The organism is Rhodococcus sp. WS1 (genome assembly GCF_003797745.1).
GTDB lineage: Bacteria > Actinomycetota > Actinomycetes > Mycobacteriales > Mycobacteriaceae > Rhodococcus_F > Rhodococcus_F erythropolis.
Window position 1 is genome coordinate 979544 of the sequence record NZ_RKLZ01000001.1, and the last position, 21601, is coordinate 1001144.

The 21601-nt window shown below is 64.5% G+C and carries 17 protein-coding genes; 8 read left to right on the plus strand and 9 right to left on the minus strand.

The annotated features are described in order from the left end of the window. Positions 1-15 precede the first annotated feature (15 nt). Complete coding sequence (locus EEB12_RS04495; protein WP_020907134.1) at positions 16-1038, minus strand: PDZ domain-containing protein; 1023 nt, start codon at positions 1036-1038, stop codon at positions 16-18. Between the two features lie 123 nt (positions 1039-1161). Here EEB12_RS04495 and EEB12_RS04500 point away from each other — a divergent pair, with 123 nt between their 5' ends. The 3 genes from EEB12_RS04500 to EEB12_RS04510 all read left to right on the plus strand — a co-directional run bounded on the left by EEB12_RS04500 (position 1162) and on the right by EEB12_RS04510 (position 4923). Then, on the plus strand, positions 1162-2562 hold the full coding sequence (locus EEB12_RS04500) for a zinc-dependent metalloprotease (RefSeq protein WP_024487215.1): 1401 nt from the start codon (positions 1162-1164) through the stop codon (positions 2560-2562). Between the two features lie 101 nt (positions 2563-2663). Then, positions 2664-3575: a hypothetical protein gene (locus EEB12_RS04505; RefSeq protein ID WP_020969243.1), complete on the plus strand. Its 912-nt coding sequence runs from the start codon at positions 2664-2666 to the stop codon at positions 3573-3575. A gap of 4 nt (positions 3576-3579) precedes the next feature. Continuing rightward, complete coding sequence (locus EEB12_RS04510) at positions 3580-4923, plus strand: ABC1 kinase family protein (protein WP_020969242.1); 1344 nt, start codon at positions 3580-3582, stop codon at positions 4921-4923. Positions 4924-4949: 26 nt separating this feature from the next. Here the strand turns inward: EEB12_RS04510 and EEB12_RS04515 are convergent, their stop codons facing one another. Both EEB12_RS04515 and EEB12_RS04520 read right to left on the minus strand, forming a co-directional pair. Beyond that, entirely contained in the window at positions 4950-5273 is a 324-nt protein-coding gene (locus EEB12_RS04515) for a WhiB family transcriptional regulator (RefSeq protein ID WP_003942321.1), read from the minus strand. Between the two features lie 512 nt (positions 5274-5785). Continuing rightward, positions 5786-7924 carry an ATP-dependent DNA helicase UvrD2 gene (locus EEB12_RS04520; RefSeq protein WP_029537946.1) on the minus strand — a complete coding sequence of 713 codons (2139 nt, stop codon included), beginning with the start codon at positions 7922-7924 and terminating at the stop codon, positions 5786-5788. Between the two features lie 103 nt (positions 7925-8027). Between EEB12_RS04520 and EEB12_RS04525 the strand changes: the two genes are divergently transcribed. Beyond that, the gene (locus tag EEB12_RS04525) at positions 8028-8285 is read left to right on the plus strand and encodes a mycoredoxin (protein ID WP_003942350.1); all 258 of its coding nucleotides are present in this window, start codon (positions 8028-8030) and stop codon (positions 8283-8285) included. Between the two features lie 30 nt (positions 8286-8315). Here EEB12_RS04525 and nudC read toward each other — a convergent pair whose 3' ends face one another. Together nudC and EEB12_RS04535 are read right to left on the minus strand one after the other, a co-directional pair. After that, positions 8316-9215, minus strand: coding sequence for an NAD(+) diphosphatase (gene nudC, locus EEB12_RS04530; RefSeq protein ID WP_007731249.1), 900 nt, complete (start codon positions 9213-9215; stop codon positions 8316-8318). A 38-nt stretch (positions 9216-9253) separates the two neighbouring features. Beyond that, positions 9254-10321, minus strand: coding sequence for a potassium channel family protein (locus EEB12_RS04535; protein WP_003942296.1), 1068 nt, complete (start codon positions 10319-10321; stop codon positions 9254-9256). Between the two features lie 156 nt (positions 10322-10477). Here EEB12_RS04535 and EEB12_RS04540 point away from each other — a divergent pair, with 156 nt between their 5' ends. Beyond that, a complete protein-coding gene (locus EEB12_RS04540; RefSeq protein ID WP_019747824.1) occupies positions 10478-10879 on the plus strand; it encodes a membrane protein in 402 nt (133 codons plus the stop codon). On the opposite strand, the gene EEB12_RS04545 is transcribed toward EEB12_RS04540, so the two are convergent. Next, on the minus strand, positions 10876-14268 hold the full coding sequence (locus EEB12_RS04545; protein WP_141487450.1) for an ATP-dependent helicase: 3393 nt from the start codon (positions 14266-14268) through the stop codon (positions 10876-10878). The two genes, EEB12_RS04540 and EEB12_RS04545, sit on opposite strands and share 4 nt — an antisense overlap. Continuing rightward, a complete protein-coding gene (locus tag EEB12_RS04550; protein ID WP_141487451.1) occupies positions 14269-17631 on the minus strand; it encodes an ATP-dependent helicase in 3363 nt (1120 codons plus the stop codon). Positions 17632-17683: 52 nt separating this feature from the next. On the opposite strand from EEB12_RS04550, the gene EEB12_RS04555 reads away from it, so the two are divergent. The 3 genes from EEB12_RS04555 to EEB12_RS04565 are packed head-to-tail and all read left to right on the plus strand — an operon-like array spanning position 17684 to position 20580. Next, positions 17684-18472, plus strand: coding sequence for an alpha/beta hydrolase (locus EEB12_RS04555; protein WP_019747821.1), 789 nt, complete (start codon positions 17684-17686; stop codon positions 18470-18472). A gap of 10 nt (positions 18473-18482) precedes the next feature. Continuing rightward, the gene (locus EEB12_RS04560; RefSeq protein ID WP_019747820.1) at positions 18483-18779 is read left to right on the plus strand and encodes an MGMT family protein; all 297 of its coding nucleotides are present in this window, start codon (positions 18483-18485) and stop codon (positions 18777-18779) included. A gap of 49 nt (positions 18780-18828) precedes the next feature. Continuing rightward, positions 18829-20580, plus strand: coding sequence for an NTP transferase domain-containing protein (locus tag EEB12_RS04565; RefSeq protein WP_141487452.1), 1752 nt, complete (start codon positions 18829-18831; stop codon positions 20578-20580). A 5-nt stretch (positions 20581-20585) separates the two neighbouring features. Here the strand turns inward: EEB12_RS04565 and EEB12_RS04570 are convergent, their stop codons facing one another. Together EEB12_RS04570 and EEB12_RS04575 are read right to left on the minus strand one after the other, a co-directional pair. Next, positions 20586-20939 (minus strand): hypothetical protein, encoded by a 354-nt coding sequence (locus EEB12_RS04570; protein ID WP_141487453.1) that lies wholly within the window; start codon positions 20937-20939, stop codon positions 20586-20588. After that, the gene (locus tag EEB12_RS04575; RefSeq protein ID WP_029255052.1) at positions 20936-21514 is read right to left on the minus strand and encodes a hypothetical protein; all 579 of its coding nucleotides are present in this window, start codon (positions 21512-21514) and stop codon (positions 20936-20938) included. The genes EEB12_RS04570 and EEB12_RS04575 overlap by 4 nt, the downstream gene beginning before the upstream one ends. Positions 21515-21601 lie beyond the last annotated feature (87 nt).

Genomic DNA, 21601 nt, shown 5'->3' on the forward strand with positions numbered 1-21601 from the left:
TCGGCAAGGCAGGTTTCAGCAGCGGGGTGCGTCGCCGCCCGTGTTGAGGCTTTCGAGTGAGTCCACTGCGCCGGGCAGGTTGTCGACCTTGACGAGTCGAAGCCCGTCCGGCGCATTCTGTTTCGCCTCGTCACAGTTCTGGGCCGGCACGAGGAAGGTCTCAGCACCGGCTTCGGAGGCGGCGATCAACTTGTACCTGATACCGCCGATCGGACCGACCTCGCCGTCGGAGTCGATGGTGCCCGTTCCGGCCACGAACTTTCCGCCGTTGAGCTCCCCTGGAGTCAGCTTGTCCACCAACGCCAGTGTGAACATCAGTCCGGCAGAAGGACCGCCGATGTCGGCAAGGTTGAACTGCACGGTGAAGGGAACGTCCGGGACCTCGTTGGGCGTGACGCCGAGGTAACCCGATTCGGGCTTGTTGGGCCGCGCCCCAACGGTGACCGGTACAACGGTCTCCACACCCTCGCGAAGGACGGTGACGTCGATCGCGGTGCCTGGCGCGATCGCACCGACCGTGTCCTGAACGCCGGTGATGGTGGTTACCGGAGTGTCGCCGATCTTGACCAGGACATCGCCCTCTTGCAGGGCACCCGCGGCAGGGCCGTCCGGGGTCACCTTCGAGACAGTGAGTGCCACCGGCTTACCGAGAAAGTGGAGTGCAGCCAACTCGGCACTGTCCTCGGACTGCTGGAAGTCGGCGGTGTTGGCCTGCTGAATCTCTTCCTTCGACTTCTCGGGCGGATAGATCTCCGAGCGTGGGACGAGTCCGTTGCTGCCACTCGCCCACAGTCCGAACGCTTCGAAAATGTTGAGGCCGTCGCGAACCGACACCGTTGTCATGTTGAGGTTGCCGTCGGTGGGATCGACCTCGGTCCCCTGGATGTCGACGACGGGCTTACCGTCGACGTCGCCGAGGGTGTTGAAGGTGGGGCCAGGACCGAGTGCGACATAAGGAACAGTGACCATTGTTCCGACGACTCCCAACACGACGATGGGTGCGAGTGCGGCCAAGAGCGTCACTATCCGTCGATTCACCTGATCCAGAGTAAAGCGCGAAGGCGCCGGAGCACCGATCGCACCGCCTGAGCGCCGTGCGTGTTCGCCGTCAGCGTGACTCGGAGGGCGACTCCGACCGCTCGAGCCTTGTACCGTTGAGGTATGAGCAATATGCCGTTCGGCTTCTCCAACTCCGACGACGATCCCGATCGCGACAAGAACGCGGCGGGTGGCAATCCGTTCGGGGGTGGTGACACGCCGTTCGGGTTCGGCGCGGGCGGTGAGGGATTCGATCCGGCTCAGCTCGGCCAGATGCTCACCCAGTTCGGTCAGATGCTGAGCGGGATGGGCTCGTCGATGGGCCAGGGCGGTACTTCCGGTCCGGTGAACTACGACATCGCCAAGAAGCTGGCACGCCAACAGATCGGATCGGTTACACCGATCACCGAGGGCAATGTCAAGGCGATCGCCGACGCCGCACATCTGGCCGAGATGTGGCTGGACGCCGCAACGACGCTTCCTGCCGGAGCGAGCCGCACTCTCGCCTGGACTCCGAACGACTGGCTCGACAACACGATCGACACGTGGAAGCGGCTCTGTGATCCGGTGGCCGAGAAGGTGGCGGGCATGTGGGTCCAGGGACTTCCCGCCGAAGCACAGCAGATGGCGGGCCCGATGCTGGGCATGCTCGGCCAGATGGGTGGACTCGCGTTCGGCTCGCAATTGGGCCAGGCACTCGGCCAACTGTCCACCGAGGTGCTCTCCTCCACCGACATCGGCTTGCCCCTCGGACCAGAGGGCACCGCGGCCCTTCTCCCCGCTGCGGTTCAGGCGTTCAGTGAGGGTCTCGAACAGCCGCATCAGGAAGTTCTGGTGTTCCTCGCCGCGCGGGAAGCAGCTCATCAGCGCCTTTACAGTCACGTTCCGTGGCTGCGACAGCGCGTTCTCGCCACAGTCGAGGAATACGCCCGCGGGATCACGATGGACTTCTCGGCGATGGAAGAATTTGCCAAGGACCTCGACCCGTCCGCTCTCACCGATCCGAGCAAGCTCGAAGCACTGATGCAGCAGGGCACGTTCGAGCCGCAGAACACCCCGGAGCAGAAAGCCGCTCTCGAACGGCTCGAGACTCTGCTCGCGCTGGTCGAGGGTTGGGTGGAGACGGTCGTCACCGCCGCACTCGGCGAGCGACTGCCTGGTGTTGCCGCGATGAGCGAGACGTTGCGGCGTCGCCGTGCCACCGGCGGCCCCGCCGAACAGACCTTTGCGACGCTGGTCGGACTCGAACTTCGTCCTCGCAAGGTCCGTGAAGCGGCCGGGTTGTGGCAGAAGCTCACCGCGGAAGCCGGTATGGACACTCGTGACGGCGTCTGGTCACATCCCGACCTCATGCCCGATTCGAGCGATCTCGACGCACCGGACGGATTTGTCGCCCGGGTCCTCGGCGGCGGCGAAGCCGGCAATTTCGACGACCCGATCGCCCAGCTCGAAGCCGTCGAGGCAAAAGAGCGTGCGGCCGAGGCAGCGATGGACAAGACCCGCGAGGACGACGAAGAGAAATAATTCCTTCTCGACACATTTTCGCAGTTCAGCCATGCTGACGTCCTGTGGATAACTGTCACTGACGCGGACTCGCCGACGGCCCGCCGTGCCAGCATCGAACGATGACCGGTGACACGCAAGACGACACCACACAGAACAGCACGTCACAGCGATCCGCGGGACCCCGATGGGACCCGCGGATCGCTGTTCTGTCGCGCCCGGACGGTCGGCTGCAGCTGGGATGGACACCCGGACGTGCCGTCCTGCTGACGCTGCCTGTCGGGGTCGATGCGCGCGCGGTGAAGTCGATCCTCCGCAAAATGGACGGCTCCAGATCCCGCGCGACCATCCTGTGGGAAGCATCGACGCGCGGGATTTCGACGTCGGTGACGGAGAAGTTGCTCGAGCAACTCACCGATTCCGGATTCGTCCACACTGCCGCCAGGAGGACCGTGTCCGTCCGGATCCACGGTGTCGGTCCACTCTCGGACGCCGTCGAGCGCGCCCTGGTCACCGGCGGGGTAAGCACGCGTCGCTCGCGCGGGTATCGCAACACCGACGTCGTGCGCACGTGGAACGAACAACTGGTGGTGCTGGCCGACGACGTGGTCACTGATCCTCGCCTGGTCAGCGATCTCGTTCGCTGCGGACTCCCCCACCTTTCCGTCCGCATCCGCGACGGCAACGGTGTGATCGGTCCTCTTGTCTTGCCGGGCCAGTCGAGTTGCCTGCGATGCGCCGACATCATCCGATCCGAACTCGACCCTCATTGGCTTCATCTGTCCGCGCAGCTACTCGGCAGCGCCGGCCACGCGGAATCGGCGATGATCCATGCAAGTGTCGCGCTGGCCCTGGCCGAGATCGACTCCGCATTATCCGAGACAACGGCGACGTATGCGGCGAGTCTGTCGTCGACGCTCGAGATCGCGCTCCGTCCGTATCGGATCACAACCAGGCGCTGGCCTCGGCAAATATCTTGCAGTTGCCAATACCTGGCACCTGTTTCGGGCAAAGGACGCCCCAGTCAGACATGATGGTGTGGTGTCCGAGATCCCACGCAAGAGTTCTGCCCGTACTGCCAAACTCGCGAGCATCCCCCTGGGGATGGCCGGTCGCGCCGCCATGGGCTTCGGACGCAAGCTCGCCGGCGGCGACAAAGGCGAGATCGACGCGCAGTTGAGCGCGAAGGCCGCCGAGCAACTGTTCGCGGTGCTGGGCGAACTCAAGGGCGGCGCGATGAAGCTGGGCCAAGCGCTCAGCGTCATGGAGGCGGCGATTCCGGAGGAATTCGCGGAGCCGTACCGCGAGTCGCTGAACAAGCTCCAAGCCGCCGCCCCACCGCTGCCGACCAAGCAAGTACACAAGATGCTCGATCAGCAACTCGGAACCAAATGGCGCGACCGATTCCAGTCGTTCGACGACGAACCGACCGCGTCGGCAAGCATCGGGCAGGTTCACCGTGCGGTCTGGGCGGACGGCCGCGACGTAGCCGTGAAAGTTCAGTACCCCGGCGCCGACGAAGCTCTACGCGCCGACCTCAAGACCTTGGGCAGATTTGCCGGTCTCTTCGGTTCGGTCATGCCCGGTGTCGATGTGCGCCCCGTGATCGAGGAGTTCACCGCGCGCACCGAAGAAGAACTCGACTATCGGATCGAGGCGAACAATCAGCGAGCTTTTGCAAAAGAATTCGACGGAGATCCCCAATTCGTGATCCCGCACGTCGTGGCGAGCGCGCCGAAAGTGGTCGTGACCGAATGGATGACGGCAACCCCGTTGACCAGAATCATCGAAAGTGGAACGCCGGAGCAGCGCAATGCTGCCGGTGCACTACTCGCCGAATTCCACTTCGCGTCTCCGGCCCGTGTCGGCTTGCTCCACTGCGACCCGCACCCCGGCAATTTCATGCTTCTCGCGGACGGCCGACTCGGCGTCATCGACTTCGGTGCGGCTGCGCCGTTCCCGAACGGACTGCCACGGGTTCTCGGCACGATGGTGCGCTTGGCTGTCGAGGAACAATTCGACGAATTGACGGAGTTGTTGCGCGCCAACGGTTTCGTGATTCCCGGACGCACGGTGACCGACAAGGAGATCGCGGATTACCTGCGACCCTTCACCGACCCGATCCAGACCGAGTCATTTCATTTCACTCGGTCGTGGCTGCAAAAGGCCGCCGGAACCGCCACTGACTTCAACAGTGCGCAGTTCCGAACGGCCCGTGCACTCAACCTTCCGGCCGAGTATTTGATGATCTTCCGAGTTCTTCTCGGTTCGGTCGGCATATGCGCCCAGTTGGACGCATATGCCCCGTACATGGAAATCCTGACTCGTTGGTTGCCAGGGTTCGCGGAGCCGGTTCTGGATGACACCGGCTCCGCCGAATAAGGCGCCGGCGCCGCCGAATAAGGCTCTCACGCGCACACGAGTTGCTTGCGTGGGCGCCCCCTCGGTCTCTTGCGCGCTATGACGGCCCCCTGATCGAGGATCTCGCCTCCCCACACCCCCCACGGCTCGGCGCGGTCGAGAGCCGCACTGAGACAACGGGAACGGATGGGGCACTGCGCGCACAGTGCCTTCGCCTGCTCGAGTTCGGCCGGAGCTTCGGCGAACCAGAGATCGGGGTTGGATGCCCGGCACGGCAGGTCGCGGCGGGTGGACGCGACCTCGATGAACGTGACTGCAGCCGAAGTGACGTCGGTGGAAGTTACTGCAGTGGTGGAGTTTTCGGATTCCACGCGGATTGTCTGGGCAGACAACTCGGTCTCCTAGTGCTCGGATGCGAAACTGTGTCGCACGATATGGGTTCGATGGGTGCGAACCTGAGCCGAGTCGGAAACCGGATAAAGAGGGGTATCCAACACAAAGGCCACGGTCCGCAGGGGCTGCGGGTCCGTGGCCGTAAGTGAACGGATGTGTCCTACCGAGAAATACCTCGATGGCTTAAGAACACGGACTCGACAGCTGCTTTCTTTGCTGCTGCTTGAGGGCGCAGGCGGAACGCATGCTGCGCCCATCCCGCTGCACGCGGCAGCATGGGGGCGGCAACAGCGAACTTTGCGCTTGCCCACGCTTCATACGAGATCAAGTTCGTCATTTATTTGCCACCTCCATTTCGTGTCGGTCCGGATAGTTTCTGCGCACAGGTTGCCCCGTAACACTGAAAACCAGAGTAGAGAATCCGTCGAATCTGCACAACCTATTTTTGACCTGCGGTTATGTAACTCACCGTTGTCGATTCGGATGCATTTCAGATATCGAGTGTTGCCGCACGCAGTTCGCCGCGAATGACAGCTAGTACGTCTTCCCCGAAGTTGTCGAGTTTCTTCGGCCCGATTCCAGGGATCGAAACCAGTCCACGATTGTCTTGTGGTCGTTGTTCGGCAATAGCCATCAGTGTGTTGTCGCTGAAGACGACATAGGCCGGAACTTTGAGTTCTCGGGACTTGTCCAGCCGCCAGGCCTTGAGGTGCTCGAGCAATTCCAGGTCGACATTGGACGGGCATTTTTCGCAGCGCCCGAGCATTGTCGCCGACGTCCCGATCAACGGCTTGCCGCAGACGCGGCAGCGCGGACGCTTCTTGTTCCCCGACGACGGCGCGGCAACGCGCGAAGCCGGTGAGTCCTCGGGGATGAGCCCGTTGAGGAACCTCGACCGGCGACGGGACTTGCGTCCCCCCTCATTGCGAGCCAATGCCCAAGACAGCTGCAGATGCTCGCGGGCGCGGGTAACACCCACGTACAGAAGCCGACGCTCCTCCTCCACCGCGACGTCGTCGGCGCCCGAATTGGCGTCGCCGAGAACGTGTTGGATCGGCAGGGTGCCGTCGTTGAGGCCGACCAGGAACACCGCATCCCATTCGAGCCCCTTGGCCGCGTGAAGGGAAGCCAACGTCACGCCCTGCACGGTCGGTGGGTGCCGCGCCTCGGCTCGGGCTGTTAGCTCCTGTAGAAGCCCGGTGAGCGACAGTTCGGGTTCGTGGACGAGTTGTTCTTCGGTCAGCGCCACGAGAGCCGAGAGCGACGCCCAGCGCTCGCGGGCTTGCGTGCCCGAAGGTTCTTCGTTGGTCAGACCGAGTGGCGCGAGTACAGCGCGAACCAGTGAAACCAGCGCTTCGCCGTTGTCTGCGCCTTCGGGGAGGTCGTCTCGTCCGGCGGCCTGACGCAGTGCCGCCACGGCCTGACGGACCTCGGTGCGGGTGAAGAAGCCCTCTCCACCACGCACCTGGAACGGAATGCCGAGCTTGGTGAGTGCCTGCTCGTGCGCCTCCGACTGAGCATTGATCCGATACAGAACAGCGATCTCGGCCGCTGGAGTGCCTGCCGCGATCAGCCGTTTGATCGCCCGCGCAACGCCGAGCGCTTCGGCAGGCTCGTCGTCGAACTCCATGAACTCCGGCTCAGGCCCCGGAGCGCGTTGCCCGATCAACTGAAGACGCGTCCCGGCGATCCGTCCGCGCGCTGCACCGATCACGCGGTTCGCCAGCGACACGACCTCAGGGGTGGAGCGGTAGTCCCGTTCGAGCCGGACGACGGTCGCTTCGGGGAATTTCCGCGAGAAGTCCAACAGATAGTTCGGGGTGGCGCCGGTGAAGGAATAGATGGTCTGATTCGCATCGCCCACCACGGTCAGGTCGTCGCGGTCGCCGAGCCAGGCGTCGAGCACCCGCTGTTGCAGCGGGGTGACGTCCTGATACTCGTCGACCACGAAGCAGCGGTACCGCTCGCGGAACTCGTCGGCAACCGTCGAATGCTCTTCGAGCGCAGCCGCGGTGTGAAGTAGGAGATCGTCGAAATCGAGGAGCATTCCGTCCTGGCCACGTGCCTTCAGCTCTTCGTATGCCGCGTAGACCTGCGCAACCTTGGTGGCATCGACCGGCGCCTCGCGACGAATCTTGGCTATCGCGCGTGGGTAGTCCTCGGGCGCGATCAGTGAGGCCTTGGACCACTCGATTTCGCTGGCGAGGTCGCGCACGCTTTCCGTACTGGTGGACAACCCGACACGAGCGGCGGCACTGCTGACAACCGCGAACTTCCGATCGAGCAGACGCCACGGCGTGTCACCGATCACCTGCGGCCAGAAGTACTTGAGTTGACGAAGAGCGGCGGCGTGGAAGGTGCGAGCCTGTACCTGCGGCCCACTCCCACCAACCCCCAGCTCACGAAGCCGTCCACGCATTTCGCCGGCCGCTCGCGCTGTGAATGTCACGGCAAGCACCTGCCCGGCGGAGACATGACCGTCGGCAACCAGATGCGCGATCCGGCGCGTGATGGTGCGGGTTTTGCCTGTTCCAGCGCCCGCGAGGACACATACCGGGCCGCGTGGCGCGAGCACGGCGGCCGATTGTTCTGGATCCAGTCCGGTGTCCGCAGGCATGGGGACCATCATGGCAGGACGTTCCGACACTCCATTCGCCGCGCCCGACGGTATGTGGGCAAGAGAACACGGGCCGATACGGAACAACGCTCTCGGTCGTGGTGTTATATCGGCCGTGACTTCTACCGAAAATGCGCCTGCCCTGACCATCTACTCGACCACGTGGTGTGGCTACTGCCGCCGCCTCAAGACGCAGCTCAACGCGTCGGGGATCGAGTACACCGAGATCGACATCGAGAACGATCCGGCAGCAGCCGATTTCGTCGGCAGCGTCAACGGTGGAAATCACGTCGTTCCGACCGTGAAGTACGGCGACGGCAGCGTCGCGACCAACCCGTCGCTCAACCAGGTCAAGCAGGCCCTGGGTCTTTAGAGCCTTTCAGGCTGCTGTCTGACCCAGCTCTTATTTGACCCAGCTCTCGAGCATTCCGCGAGCGATGGAGATCGAGCCGGGCAGCAGCAGTGGCGCGTCCGCTTCCGAACCCCAGTCGCCGAGTTCGAGAGCGGCACGCACCTCGTCCTTCGTGAACCAGGTGCCCTCGGCGATCTCGCCGTCCGCGAACAGAAGCGGAGCGGCGGGGTCGCCGATTGCGGCGAAGCCCAACATCACCGAACGCGGGAACGGCCAAGGCTGGCTCCCGAGGTATCGAACGCTGTGCACGTCGATGCCGACTTCTTCCTTGATCTCGCGGACAACGCACGTTTCGAGTGACTCCCCGGCCTCGACGAATCCCGCGAGAATCGAGAAACGTCGCTGCGGCCAGGTCGGCTGACGCGCGAGTAGAACTCGATCGCCGCCGTCGTGCACCAGGCAGATGACCGCCGGATCCGTTCGGGGAAACTCCTCGTGGCCGGTGGACGTGGAAATGCGTGACCAGCCGGACATGGTGGGTTCACTCGGTGCGCCGTCGATAGCGCTGAATCCGGCACTGTCGTGCCAGTTGAGAATCGCGACGGCACCGGTCAACAAACCGGCGTCGGCGTCGTCGAGTGTTCCGCCGAGCATGCGCAATTCGGACAACGTGCCCGCCAGCAGCGACACCCGCACCGCCCAGACGTGGCGATTCTCCCGAATTCCCAGGAACACTGCACCGCGCACCGGCTCCGGACCCAGTTCGGTTGCCTCGGCGAAGACCAACTGACCTTCCGGCGAGACCTTGACCTGACCCCGTGAATTCACACGGAGGAGCAGCGCGTCCGCCCAACCCGTGGTCAGTGCGGCGGCATCCGACCGCAATTCCTCGGCGCGGCCGACGCTCGAGCGTGAGAGCAGCGGTGTTTCGGTCAGCTGGAAGTCGTTCACGCTCACGACATTACTGCGCGCACGAAGCTCGGCAGCACTCAGTTCGTGACGCGGCGGATGTAGAGCAGGCGATCGTTCTCCTCGACGGCGTCCACCTCGGGCGAACCGACGCGAACCAGACGGCCGTCGCGAACTACCCCGAGCACGATGTCGGAGAGATGACGCGGAGAGCCGCCGACCTCGTCACGTTCGACTGCGCGCTCGGCGATCGCGAATCCGGCTTCCGGGGTGAGAAGGTCTTCGATCATCTCCACGACAGTCGGCGTTGTGGTGGCGATGCCGAGGAGTCGACCTGCCGTCTCCGAGGACACGACCACCGAGTCTGCGCCGGACTGACGCAGAAGATGCGCGTTGTCGGCTTCACGGATGGCTGCGGCGATCTTGGCTTTCGGCGCGATTTCGCGGGCTGTGAGCGTCACGAGCACTGCGGTGTCGTCACGATTCGTGGCGACGATGATCGACGACGCATTCTGCGCGCCTGCCAACCGAAGTACGTCCGATTTCGTCGCCGAACCGAACACCGTCACCAGGCCCTTGCTCGCCGCGGAGTCGAGGACTGTCTGATCGGTATCGACGACCACGATCTCCGACGCCGGTACACCGTCACCGAGCATTGCTTCGATTGCCGTCCGCCCCTTGGTCCCGTATCCGACGACGACGGTGTGATTACGCACGTGCTGCCTCCAACGCTGAATTTTGAACGCCTGACGCGAACTCTCGGTCAGAGCTGAAAGTGTGGTTCCGACCAACACGATCAAGAAGAAGATTCGAAGTGGCGTGATCAACAGGACGTTGACCAGGCGCGCCGACGGAGTGAACGGAGTGATATCGCCGTAGCCGGTGGTCGAGAGCGAAACCGTCGCATAGTAGATGCAGTCGAGCAGCGAAAGCTCGTTGTCCTGTGCGTCTCGGTATCCGGCGCGATCGATGTACACGATCAACACGGCGGCACCGAGAGCACCCAACGCGATGAGAACTCGCTTGTAGATGGCCCGCGCCGGACTGGTCTGTAGCTGGGGAATGCGCAGCACCCCGACAAGGGCGAAGTCAGGCTGATCGGTCAATGCTTCCGACCTGGTCAAACGCGCCCGGAGCTTACCGGCCATACATCGACTCTCTCACTCGAACTTACGAAATACCTACACGGACATCGGCAGGCAGCGTAACCCTCGAAGATCGACTTCGGAACTCGGGCGCCGAATAGCGCGCGGGTCGTGGCACCGGTAGTGGCAAGAAGGTCCACCGTGAGGCAGGCTGGGCAAATGCCTTTCACCGGTTCGACGTCCACTCCCAGCCAAGCGGCCGCTCTTCGTTTGTCGGCCCTCCTTCTCGGCGCCGGCACCATGCATTTTGCAGCGCCCTCGTTCTTCGACAGCACCGTTCCCCGCCAGCTTCCCGGACAGGCCCGCACCTACACCCAGGTGTCCGGCGTCGCGGAACTGGCGATCGGCGCTGCCTTGGCCGTGCCGAAGACCCGCAAGCTCGGCGCGGGCCTTGCCGCCGCGCTCTTTGTTGCCGTGTTCCCCGCCAACATCCAGATGGCGATCGACTGGTGCCGAAGCCCGAAGACGTCCACACCGCAGAAGATCGGTTCGATCGCACGTCTCCCCCTGCAGGTCCCGCTGGTGACCGAAGCACTCAAGGCTCGTCGAAACGCAAGCTAATTTTGCGCGCCTGCCGTTCGGATGAGGCGAGCGAGAGCCTCACCGTCCGGCAGGTTCTCGGGTGCGATGGTGCGACCCGATCGAACGTAGTGAAACGCCGCCCTCACCTTGTCGGCCGGAAACTGTTCGTTGCGCCCCGCCGAACGAGCTCTGGCTGACATCAATTCGGCCCAGGCCACCCGATACGCGGCCAACTGCATCACAACAGCGTCCTCGTTGGCGGCCGACGGTTCGGCACCGGTCTTCCAGTCGATCACCGTCCATCCGCCGTCGGGATCGGCGAACACAGCGTCGATCCGACCGCGCAAAACCGTTCCGGCAATGGATGTTTCGAAAGGAACTTCCACTTCGATCGGGCTGCGATTGGCCCACGGGGACCGCAAGAACGCATCCTGAAGTTTCACCAGGTCGGTCTCGGGACCCGCGCCGGTATCCGCGGCGCCGGGTAGCTCGTCGAGATCCAACAGCCGAGTCGCACCGAACCTTCGCTCGATCCAGGCGTGAAAAGCGGTTCCGCGACGAGCCAACGGGTTGGGCGGATACGGCAACGGACGACGTAGGCGAGCCGCCAGTTCATCCGGATCTGCCTTGAGGTCGACGAGCTGAGTCACCGAAAGCTGCGCCGGGAGAATCACTTCGGCACGCGCGTTTGCGCGGGCCTCGCGCTCGGCCAGGAGCACGTCGACGTCCGAGGCCCAGTTCTCCGGATCGTCCCCCGGTTCTTCCGCCTCTTCGCTGTCTTGCGGCAGCGAAGCGAGAGCGGACAGGACGCTCGCGGCTCCGGCCTCGACGGCGCCGCGCCGCGCACCCAGCGGATCCGGCGGCCACTGCGCCGTACGGGGCGTGGCGGCCAACGGGTTCTCGGTATCGGGTTCCGGGGCCGGCGCCCATTCCTCCACGACGCCGATCGCACCGCGTGAGTCTTCCTCATCGGCATCGTTGTCGGCCGTGACCATCTGATGCAGCTCGTCCAGGAACTCCGAAGGCCCCTTCGGTTCCGAACCGGATTCCGCCCAGTGATGCGCCGAGATGAACAGCGCCCGTTCGGTTCTGGTCAGCGCAACGTAGAACAACCGCCGGTCCTCGTCCAGTCGACGGTTGGACAAGGCCTTCTTGTGCGCCGTTATCGCGTTCTCGAGGTCCTTGCGGTTGTAGAGCTCCTCGAGGTCGAGCACCGGAACTCCGTCGGCCGAATCCGCGTCGACCGCCCGGTCACCACGCAACGACGGTGGCAGTTCGGCGAGCGCCCCGAGCCACGATCCGGACGCGGTGGACGAGGGGAACACCCCGTCGCTGACATGCGGGATCGCCACTACTTCCCATTCGAGCCCCTTCGCCGAGTGCACGGTCAGGATCTGGACCCGATCCGGCGCCACCTCCACTTCGCCTGGCGTGAGGCCCTTTTCGATCTGTTCGGCTGCCGCGAAGAAAGCCAGCATCCCGGTCAGATTGGCAGTTGGACGCGTCGCGTAGTTGGCGACAACGTCGGCGAATGCGTCGAGATGCTCGCGGCCCGCGGTCCCGACGACGCCGACTCGGGTCCGCGCGCCCGCCTCGATTCCGATCCCGAGCACCCGCTCGACCTCCGCCACCAATTCGGTGAGCGGCTGGCCGATACGTTCGCGCAACGACGCCAACTCTGCCGCTATCGCGTTGATGCGTGTGTACCCGAGAGCCGAATAGCGTTCTGCCGGGCCTGGATCGGAGATCGAGTCGACCAATCCTGCTTGCTCGGCGTTCTCCCCGGGCAGCGCATCGTGGACCGCCGAGGTAAGCGCCTCGGCGTCGGTGACCGCACCCGCCGTTCCGTATCCCGCGGAGATGGCAAGTTCGCGGGAGCGTTGAGAGAGTGCGGCGAGATCCTTCGCGCCGATCTGCCATCGCGCGCCGGTGAGCAGCCGAACGGCAGCGCTTCCTGCAAGCGGATCGGCGACCACCCGGAGCATGGCGATCACGTCCGCAACCTCGGGTGTGTGCAGGAGCCCACCGAGTCCGACCACTTCGACCGGCAGACCTTTGGACCGCAAGGCCTCGGCCAGCGGAGCGGCATCGGCGTTCCTGCGGATCAACACCGCTGCCGTGGGCGTCGGGCGGTCTTCGGCACGTGCCGCCTCGTATTCTCCGGCGATCTTCTCCGCCACCCACTGACGTTCCTGTTCGACGTCGCCCAGCAACGCCAGTCGAACGTCTCCGGCGACGGCTCCCGGCCGCGCACGAAGGGTGCTGACCGCCACACCGCGTCGACGCAACGGTGCCGACGACAGGTTTGCCAGTTCGAGAGCCTCCGGCGGGTTACGCCAACTGGTGAGCAGTTCGAGCGTCGGAGCCGGCTTTCCGTTGGCAAGCGGGAAATCGGTTGCGAACCGTGGCAGGTTGGCCGCCGACGCGCCGCGCCAACCGTAGATCGACTGCATCGGATCGCCGACGGCCGTCAGTGCCAAGCGGCCGTCGGCTCCCCCACCGAACAACGAGGACAACAACACTCGCTGAGCGTGACCGGTGTCCTGGTACTCGTCGAGAAGAACTACCCGAAAGCGCTCACGCTCGGTCTGCCCGACCTCGGGATGCTCGGCGGCGACCCGGGCAGACAGCGACATCTGGCTGCCGAAATCCAATGCGCCTTCACGCCGCAGCGTCTCACCCAGCCGGGCGACGAGAGGCAACAGTTCGATGCGCTTATGTTGCACATCAAGGTAATTCAACAACTCCTTGCTCGGTCCACCCCGCTGTTTCGGGCCGGCGGGCAGAGTGTGAATCAGCTTGTCCAGCTCGGTGTGTGCCTCGAGCAACTGCTCGGGATCGACCAGGTGCTCCGCCAACTGACCGGCAAGAGCCAGAACGGTCTCGGTGATCGAACCCGGATTCTTGTCGGTGTCCAGATCACTGTCCCAGCCGCTCACGACGCGGTGCGCAACCTGCCACAGTTCGGTCTCGGACAACAACGTCGCCGAGGGTTCGATGGGCAACAGCAGTCCATGTTCGGAGAGCAACCGTCCCGCGTAAGCATGGTAGGTACTGACTTCGGGTTCGCCGGCCAGAATCCGGGAACGCACTCCGCCGGTCGGGTCGAGTGCCCGCAGAACGTCCGAACCCGCCAGCCGCGCCAACCGCTTGCGGATTCGCGACGTGAGTTGTTGCGCCGCTTTGCGCGTGAAGGTCAGGCCGAGAACCGCCTCGGGATCGACGAAGCCGTTGGCAACCAGCCACACGACGCGAGCAGCCATCGTCTCGGTCTTTCCGGCACCGGCGCCGGCGACCACCAATGTCGGACCGAGCGGTGCGGCGATCACTGCTGCCTGCTCGGGCGTCGGAGGGTGCTGACCGAGCGCGACCGCCAGGTCGACAGGGTCGATCTTCGGTCGGCGTGCCTTCTGCGTCGCGGCAGCCACTTAGTTACTCACCTGTCGTCCCTCGTCGTGTGCCGGGCAACTCGAACGCACCGGGCAATGTCTACATCCGTCGTTGACCCTGGCCAGGTACTGCGGTCCTTGGGTCGCTGCCGCAGCGTTGTGAATGACGTCTCGCCACATCTCGACGGCTTCGGCCGTCAGCGGCGGCTGAACTCGCTGCGCCGCACCGTCCTTCTTGTTGGACTTGGCCACGAATACCAGGCGTGCACCGCCGGGTTGTGTGGCCGGTTCGCCGGCAATCGCACCTTCGGCCGCTGCGACCTGGTACGCCGCCAACTGCGCATGAGATTGCGCGGCCTCGTTGCTGACGGGGTTTCGCGCAGTCTTGACGTCGACAACCACTGGACGACCTTCGGTGTCGCGCTCGAGCCGGTCGATCCGGCCACGTAGCTTGACCGCAGGCGCTCCTTCTTCGCGCGGTTCGAGGACCCCCTCGACCGCGACCTCGACGCCGACTTCGGTCAGCTCACCGCGAGTTGCGTTCATCCAGGCCGTGAACGTCGCCAGCATCTCCCGAGTTCGATTGAGTTCACGGCGCGAGTACCACTGCGATCCCAGATCGATGGATTCCCAGGCATTTTCGAGTGCCTTCTCGACCTGATCCGGTGGAATCCGGCCGGCCAGTGCCTGCACCAAGGTATGGACCAGCGTACCGGCGATCGCATGAGTGTTGTCTCCGTCGCTGCCACCGTGACGCTCGAACACCCATCGGAGAGGACATGTTTCGAGAAGCTCGATGGTGGACGGGGACAGTGAAACCGGTCCGTCCTCGGGTTGCCACATGGGAGCAGCGGTACTCGGCTCGGCTGTGCCGTACCACTGATCCGGATGCGCGCCTCGTACTCCGGCCGCAGCCAGACGGGCCAACTGGCGAGCAGCCCGAGAATGCTTCTCGGGGTCGAAATGCGCGATGTCGGGATCACACACCACGCTGCGAAGCTGTGCGACCAGTGCAGGCAGCGACAGAACCCGGGTATCCCCGGTCTCGGGTGCAACGACGTCGAGATCGGAGGACGGGTCGTCCGAGTACGCGTCACCACGGATCAATTCGTCCACGAACCGCGAAGGCACCAAGTCGGTGTCCCCCGAAGCCGATTCGACTGCGGTGATCAGCAGTCGGCGACGAGCACGGCTACAGGCGACCAGGAACAACCTGCGTTCTTCGGCCAGAAGCGGCGCGGTTCGCGAGAGTCGTTCGGCAGCCGAGTCACTGCCGTCGGAGACTCCGTTGACCAGGTCGATAAGAGCTTCGGTACGCAGTAGCGAGCCGCGTGCCCGCAAACTCGGCCAGAGCCCCTCCTGCACACCCGCCACCGCCACCACCGCCCATTCGCGCCCCGCCGCGGCGTGAGCGCTGACCACGGTGACGGCGTCGGGAGCGATGACCGATCGGCTCCGCGAGTCGGTCGGTATCTCCTGGCTGGTCAGGTAGTCGACAAAACCGGAGAGTTGCGAACGCGGCAGCCGGTCGACGTAGTTGGCAGCCGCGTCGAAGAGTGCGACTACGGCGTCGAGGTCTCGATCGGCTTGTGAGCCGATCGGTCCGCCGCGCGCCGACGCGGCCGCCCACCGCCGTTCCAGCCCCGTCGCCTGCCAGGCCGCCCACAGAACTTCTTCGACCCCGAGACCACGCTCGAGAGGCACTCGGGCCTTGCGAAGGACCGACAGCACGCGATTGAGGGCCGCAGCTTCGACGTCTGTCAGCTTGCCCATCAGGCGCTTGGACTGCGCACGATCCTCGTCGATCAGAATGAGCCGCAACAACTCCGAAGAGTCCCGATCACTTCCCGATGCCAACTCGACTCGGCGCAGGCCACGACGCAACCGGCGCAGGGTGACCGGTTCGGCGCCGCCGATGGGACCGGCCATCAGGGCAAGCGCGTCGTCGCCGGTGAACTGATCGCCGCCGAGCGCCCGAAGGACCAGCAGCAGGCCGGACACTCCGTGTTGCCGCGCGAGCGGCAATTCGGTGGCAGCGGTCGTGACGGGCACCCCCGCCGCGAGCAGGGCTCGCCGGAGAGGGGCGAGAGTGCGCGGGACCGACCGCACGATGACGGCCATGTCGGACCACGCAATCCCGTCCAGCAGATGCGCCCGGCGCAAGGTATCTGCGACGACTGCCGCCTCTTTGGCCGTCGTACCGAGAACCCGCACCGACGCCCGTCCCGGATTCTCATCGGTGAGATCGGATGGAACCGCGATGCGATGAGCCAAGTTGCCAGGCAGCCGCGCAGCGATCTTGGCCGCGATCGACGCGACGTCGGCGTTGTTGCGATACGTGACGGGCAGAACGATCTGGCGCTCGTCTCCGCGCTCGGCCAGTCCGAGCAGGAACGCCGAATCCGCACCGCGGAATCCGAAGACGGACTGATCGGGATCACCGGCGATGACCGTGCCCGCAGTTCCGGTTCCGATCAACCGAACCAGTTGCGCCGCCTGCGGATCCAGATGCTGTGCGTCGTCGACAAGGAGGTGCCGGATCCGAGCGCGCTCGGAGCGAAGCAATTCGGGATCGGTGGCGAACGCGGTCAAGGCCGCACCGATCAACTCGGCCGCGTCGAGCGCCGGCGCCGTCGCCTCCGGAGCCTCGACACCGACACTGCCGCGCAGCAGCACGCCTTGCTCGTAGGCCTCGGCGAACCGCCCGGCCGCCACCCACTCCGGACGGCCACGCTTCTTGCCGAGCTTGACCAGATCTTCGGGGCCGAGCCCGCGCTCGTTGGCTCGCAGCATCAGATCTCGAAGTTCGACGGCAAATCCGTTCAAACCCAATGCGGGTCGCAGACGCTCCGGCCACCCGAGGGCGCCGTCTTCGATGTCGCCGCGCAACATCTCTCGGAGCACCGAGTCCTGCTCGGCGCCGGTGATCAGGCGTGGCGGCGCATTGCCGTGTGCTGCGGCTTGAAGCCGGAGAACGGCAAAGGCGTAGGAGTGAACGGTGCGTACCAGCGGCTCACGGGTTGCCTGCGGTCCGCGTTCCTGTTGGTACCCGAGCAACCCAGCGGTGATCTGCTCTCGGACCTGCGTCGCGGCTCGGCGTGACTGGGTGAGCACCAGGACCGATTCAGGATCTTCGCCACCCGAGATCTTCTGCACTGCCAGATCCACGAGAAGGGACGTCTTGCCGGTTCCGGGACTGCCGAGTACCTGCCAGGGATTCCAAGCCGCTGCCGAACCGAATGAAACAGGGCCGAACGCGAGCTGGAACGGATCCTCGGACGGCGGCGCGAAGAGCCGCGTCGTCCCTTCATCCCACGTTCGGGGTATCGGAGACGGCGCAGTTCGGTGCACCAACCGCGCCCGCGGAATGGTGACCTTGCTGCGTGTTGCCGTCTCACTCACCCAGGCATTCCACCAGAGCGCACCGACAACTCACACATCGCCTGCTTCCGGCATGATTGACCTCGTGTCTGCACTCCATACGTATCTCTACGGACCCGTCGGGGCGCCGGAGATCCTTTCGCTGCACGGTCTGACCGGTCACGGCCGCCGTTGGCAGTCGATGGCCGAGAACCAACTGCCCCAAGCGCGCTGGATCTCGCCCGATCTGCGTGGTCACGGACGCTCGACCTGGGCTCCCCCGTGGAACATCGAATCCCACGTGGAGAGCCTGCTCGAGACACTGGACGAACATGCAAACGGACCGGTGGTGATCGTCGCGCATTCGTTCGGCGGAATGCTGGCGCTTCACCTCGCGGCCACCGCGCCGGAACGCGTTCGTGGGCTCGTTCTGCTCGATCCAGCGATCGGCTTGGATCCGACTTTCATGCAGGAAGTGGCCGAACTCACAATCGGCTCACCGGATTACACCGATGCGGCCGAGGCGTACTCCGAGAAGATTCACGGCTCGTGGGGTGAGGTTCCCACCCAGGACCTCGACGTCGAGATGGCCGAGCACCTGATTCAACTGGGCAACGGGCGCGTCAACTGGCGCCTGTCCACGCCCGCGATCGTGACCGGGTGGGGCGAACTCGCTCGCCCGATCGTGCTGCCACCGCCTTCGATGCCGACCGTGCTGGTTCAAGCAATGAAAGTCCAGCCTCCGTACGTCACCGACGAGTTCCGGGCAGCGCTCACCGAGCACCTCGGTGAAAATCTGACCAGCGTCGAATTCGACTGTGACCACATGGTCCCGCACGTGCGGGCCGACGAAGTTGCCGCCCTCGTTCGCAGCGTGCTCTGAAGGAACCGACATGGCAGCCACCACCGAAGAGCAGATCGAAGAGGTACGGCGACTCATCGCGTCGATTCCCGCCGGTTTCGTGGCGACGTACGGCGATATCGCTGATGCTGCAGGACTTTCCAGTGCTCGCACGGTCGGTTGGATCATGCGGACGGACTCTGCCGACCTGCCGTGGCATCGGGTTCTCGGCGCCTCCGGCAAACCGTCGGCGCACCTGGCTCATCGTCAGATCGCCAAGCTCGAACTCGAAGGGGTACCGATCAAGGAGGGTCGGATCGACCTGAAGAAGGCACGGTTTCACTTCTGATCCCGTGTCACCGGTCGTCCTCACCCCGGCGATGGGGCAGCATGGAGGCATGACCACCACGCCGCCGACCGCCGCCGTCATTCTGGCGGGTGGTCGCGGGACCAGAATGGGTGGTGTCGACAAACCTGGCCTTCTCGTACACGGTCGCAGGCTCCTCGACATCGCGCTTTCAGCAACGTCGCATCTCGACGCCGTCGTCGTGGTCGGCCCGCATCGACCTGAACTTGATCCTGGAATCACCCAAACTCAGGAATCTCCGGCCGGAGCCGGCCCTGTCGAGGCGATCTGGGCCGGTTTGTCTGCGACCCGGTTACCCGATAACGCCGTGGTGGTGGTGCTGGCGTCCGACCTGCCGCACATCGAGGCCGAATCAGTCGACGCCTTGATCGCTGCCACGTCGACGGACAATCCGGTGACGTGTGCCGTGGACGAGAACAACCGAACCCAATTCCTGTTCTCCGCATGGACATTTCGCGAACTCCGGCAACGCCTGTCCACATTGCGGGAGAGTTCGGGGCTGGAGAACCAACCTATGAAAGCGATTGTCACCGAGCCGTTCTCGACGCTGAGTGTCGCTGGTACGACCGACTGCGACACACCGGAAGACATCGATCGCGCGCGAAGCCATCCGCGGCTGACGGTCGATCAAGCCCGCGCCGCCGTCAGGAACTCGCTGACAGCATTGCCGCCGCACCGTGCCGATCTCGCCGACAGCCTCGGAGCAACGCTCGCGCAGCCTCTGGTCGCCCTGGGTGATCTTCCCAGGTCAGACGTTTCGGCGATGGACGGGTACGCGGTCTCCGGCGAGGGCCCCTGGCGAATCCGCACCGAGATCCGCATCGCGGGCGCCGACGGGCAACTCGAACTCGGCGAAGGTGAAGCGATTCGCATTGCCACGGGAGCACACCTGCCCCTCGGCGCCACCTCGGTAATTCGTGACGAGTATCTGTCCGTCGACGAGCCATCTCGGATGGTACGGAGAATGCCGGATGCGCCGCACCGCAACGACGCTCGACCACGAGGGGAAGATTGGACCACCGGATTCACGATCGCCCCGACAGGTACCGCGGTGACTCCGGCGGTGATCTCCGCAGCTGCCAGCGGTGAAGTGTTCGACGCCCTCGTCCGTGGTCCGGTACGGGCACGCCTGATAGTCACCGGCGACGAGATCCGGCGGACCGGTCCACTGCGTGAAGGTCAGACTCGCGACTCCGTCGGCGGGATTCTCCCCTACATACTGGAAAGCAACGGCGTACGGTGCGTGGCGAATTCGCACCTGAGAGACACTGCGGACAGTTTCGAGCGGGTGCTCGCAGACGGAGTCGACCAGGAAGCCGATCTACTCGTCGTCATCGGTGCGACGGGAGGCGGCGCTGCCGACGAAATGCGCAGTGCGCTCGATCGACTCGGCGCTCGCACGATTGTCGGGCGAGTCGCCTCGCGCCCCGGCGGATCTCAGATAACGGCCGTCCTGCCCAGTGGTCTGGTGGTTCTCGGCCTCCCCGGCAATCCGTATGCCGCCGTGACCACCCTGTTGACGATGCTGCCCACCGTCGTGGCCGCCTTGACCGGAAGCGACACGCCGCCGCCACTACTCGGCATCATCGAGAACGCCGCTGCGGTGAGTTCCGATGCGGTACGCCTGTTGCCGGTGACACAATCCGAAGACGGTCGCTGGCGCGCCGATCCGTCTGTACGTACCGCGCACCTTGCGGGGTTGATCGAACGCTCGGCGTTTGCACTCGTACCGGCACACTCCGACGACGGCGCCGTCGCCGAATTGGTCGTCCTCCCACGCTGATCGGGTCAGCGGTTTCGGCGCCTGCGCCGGCCGACGTCCGCCAGCACGATCACGCCGACCACGATCGCGAGCACCAGTGAATACACGCCCCACAGCACCAAGAACGGCAGCAGCCAGCCGGCATCAACGGTCTGACCGCGCGGTCCGACGCAGTACAGCGTGAAATTGGTGGACGTACCGTCGCCGTCGGTAAAGGTATCCGAGACGACCATCGCGCTCGATGTCGGTTCTTCACAGAAGATCGGCGCCAAGTGCGCGACCTGGCCGGGCCAGATCACCGAAGACAGCAGTGCGGCAAAGATTCCCACGACCACGATCACCGCTACCGAGATCAGTAACGGAGCGATTCGGCGGCTCACAGCGGCTGCACCAGAAAGGGAGTTCCGTCAGGCTCGAAGACCACAAGTACTCGCGAGCGTGGGGATTCCACCATCACGGAGGCGTGTATCGACTCGGTGCGACTGACCGAGATCCCGGAGACTTCGCCGTCGTCGACTCCGCTGCTCGCCAGCGCGTCGTCGACCAACTTCTCGACATTCGCCAATGCCGGCACTTGATCCAGCGTGAACGATCGCGCATCGAGATCATCGGTGACACTGACTTGCACGGGGATGGGCTCGCCGAGAATGACGCCGTCGAAAGAGAATCTGTCGAGCTGTGACGGCTTCCCGGGGTCACGAACGGTGACGCCGAGCGTCTCGATCGGGCTGATGTCGATGCTGGTCACCGATATCGCGTCGACGCCGTATCTATGTGCGAGGCTGTCGAACCCGCCTCGCACCAACTCCGACGTCATCCCACCGCCACGTTCGCGCATCTGGTTGTCGAAATCCATCCGATCGACGGCACCGATGCATCCGCTCAGACCCGTGGCCGTCAAGGCGATGGCTACCGTCCACAGCGCCGGCCGCACCTGCGAGGACGCCAATTTCATGAGCGGAGCGTACCGCGAGTGTCCGGTTCCATCTCTGTGACCTGCGCGTCGGACGAATTCCTGTCGGCGACTCGTGGGATCATCGCG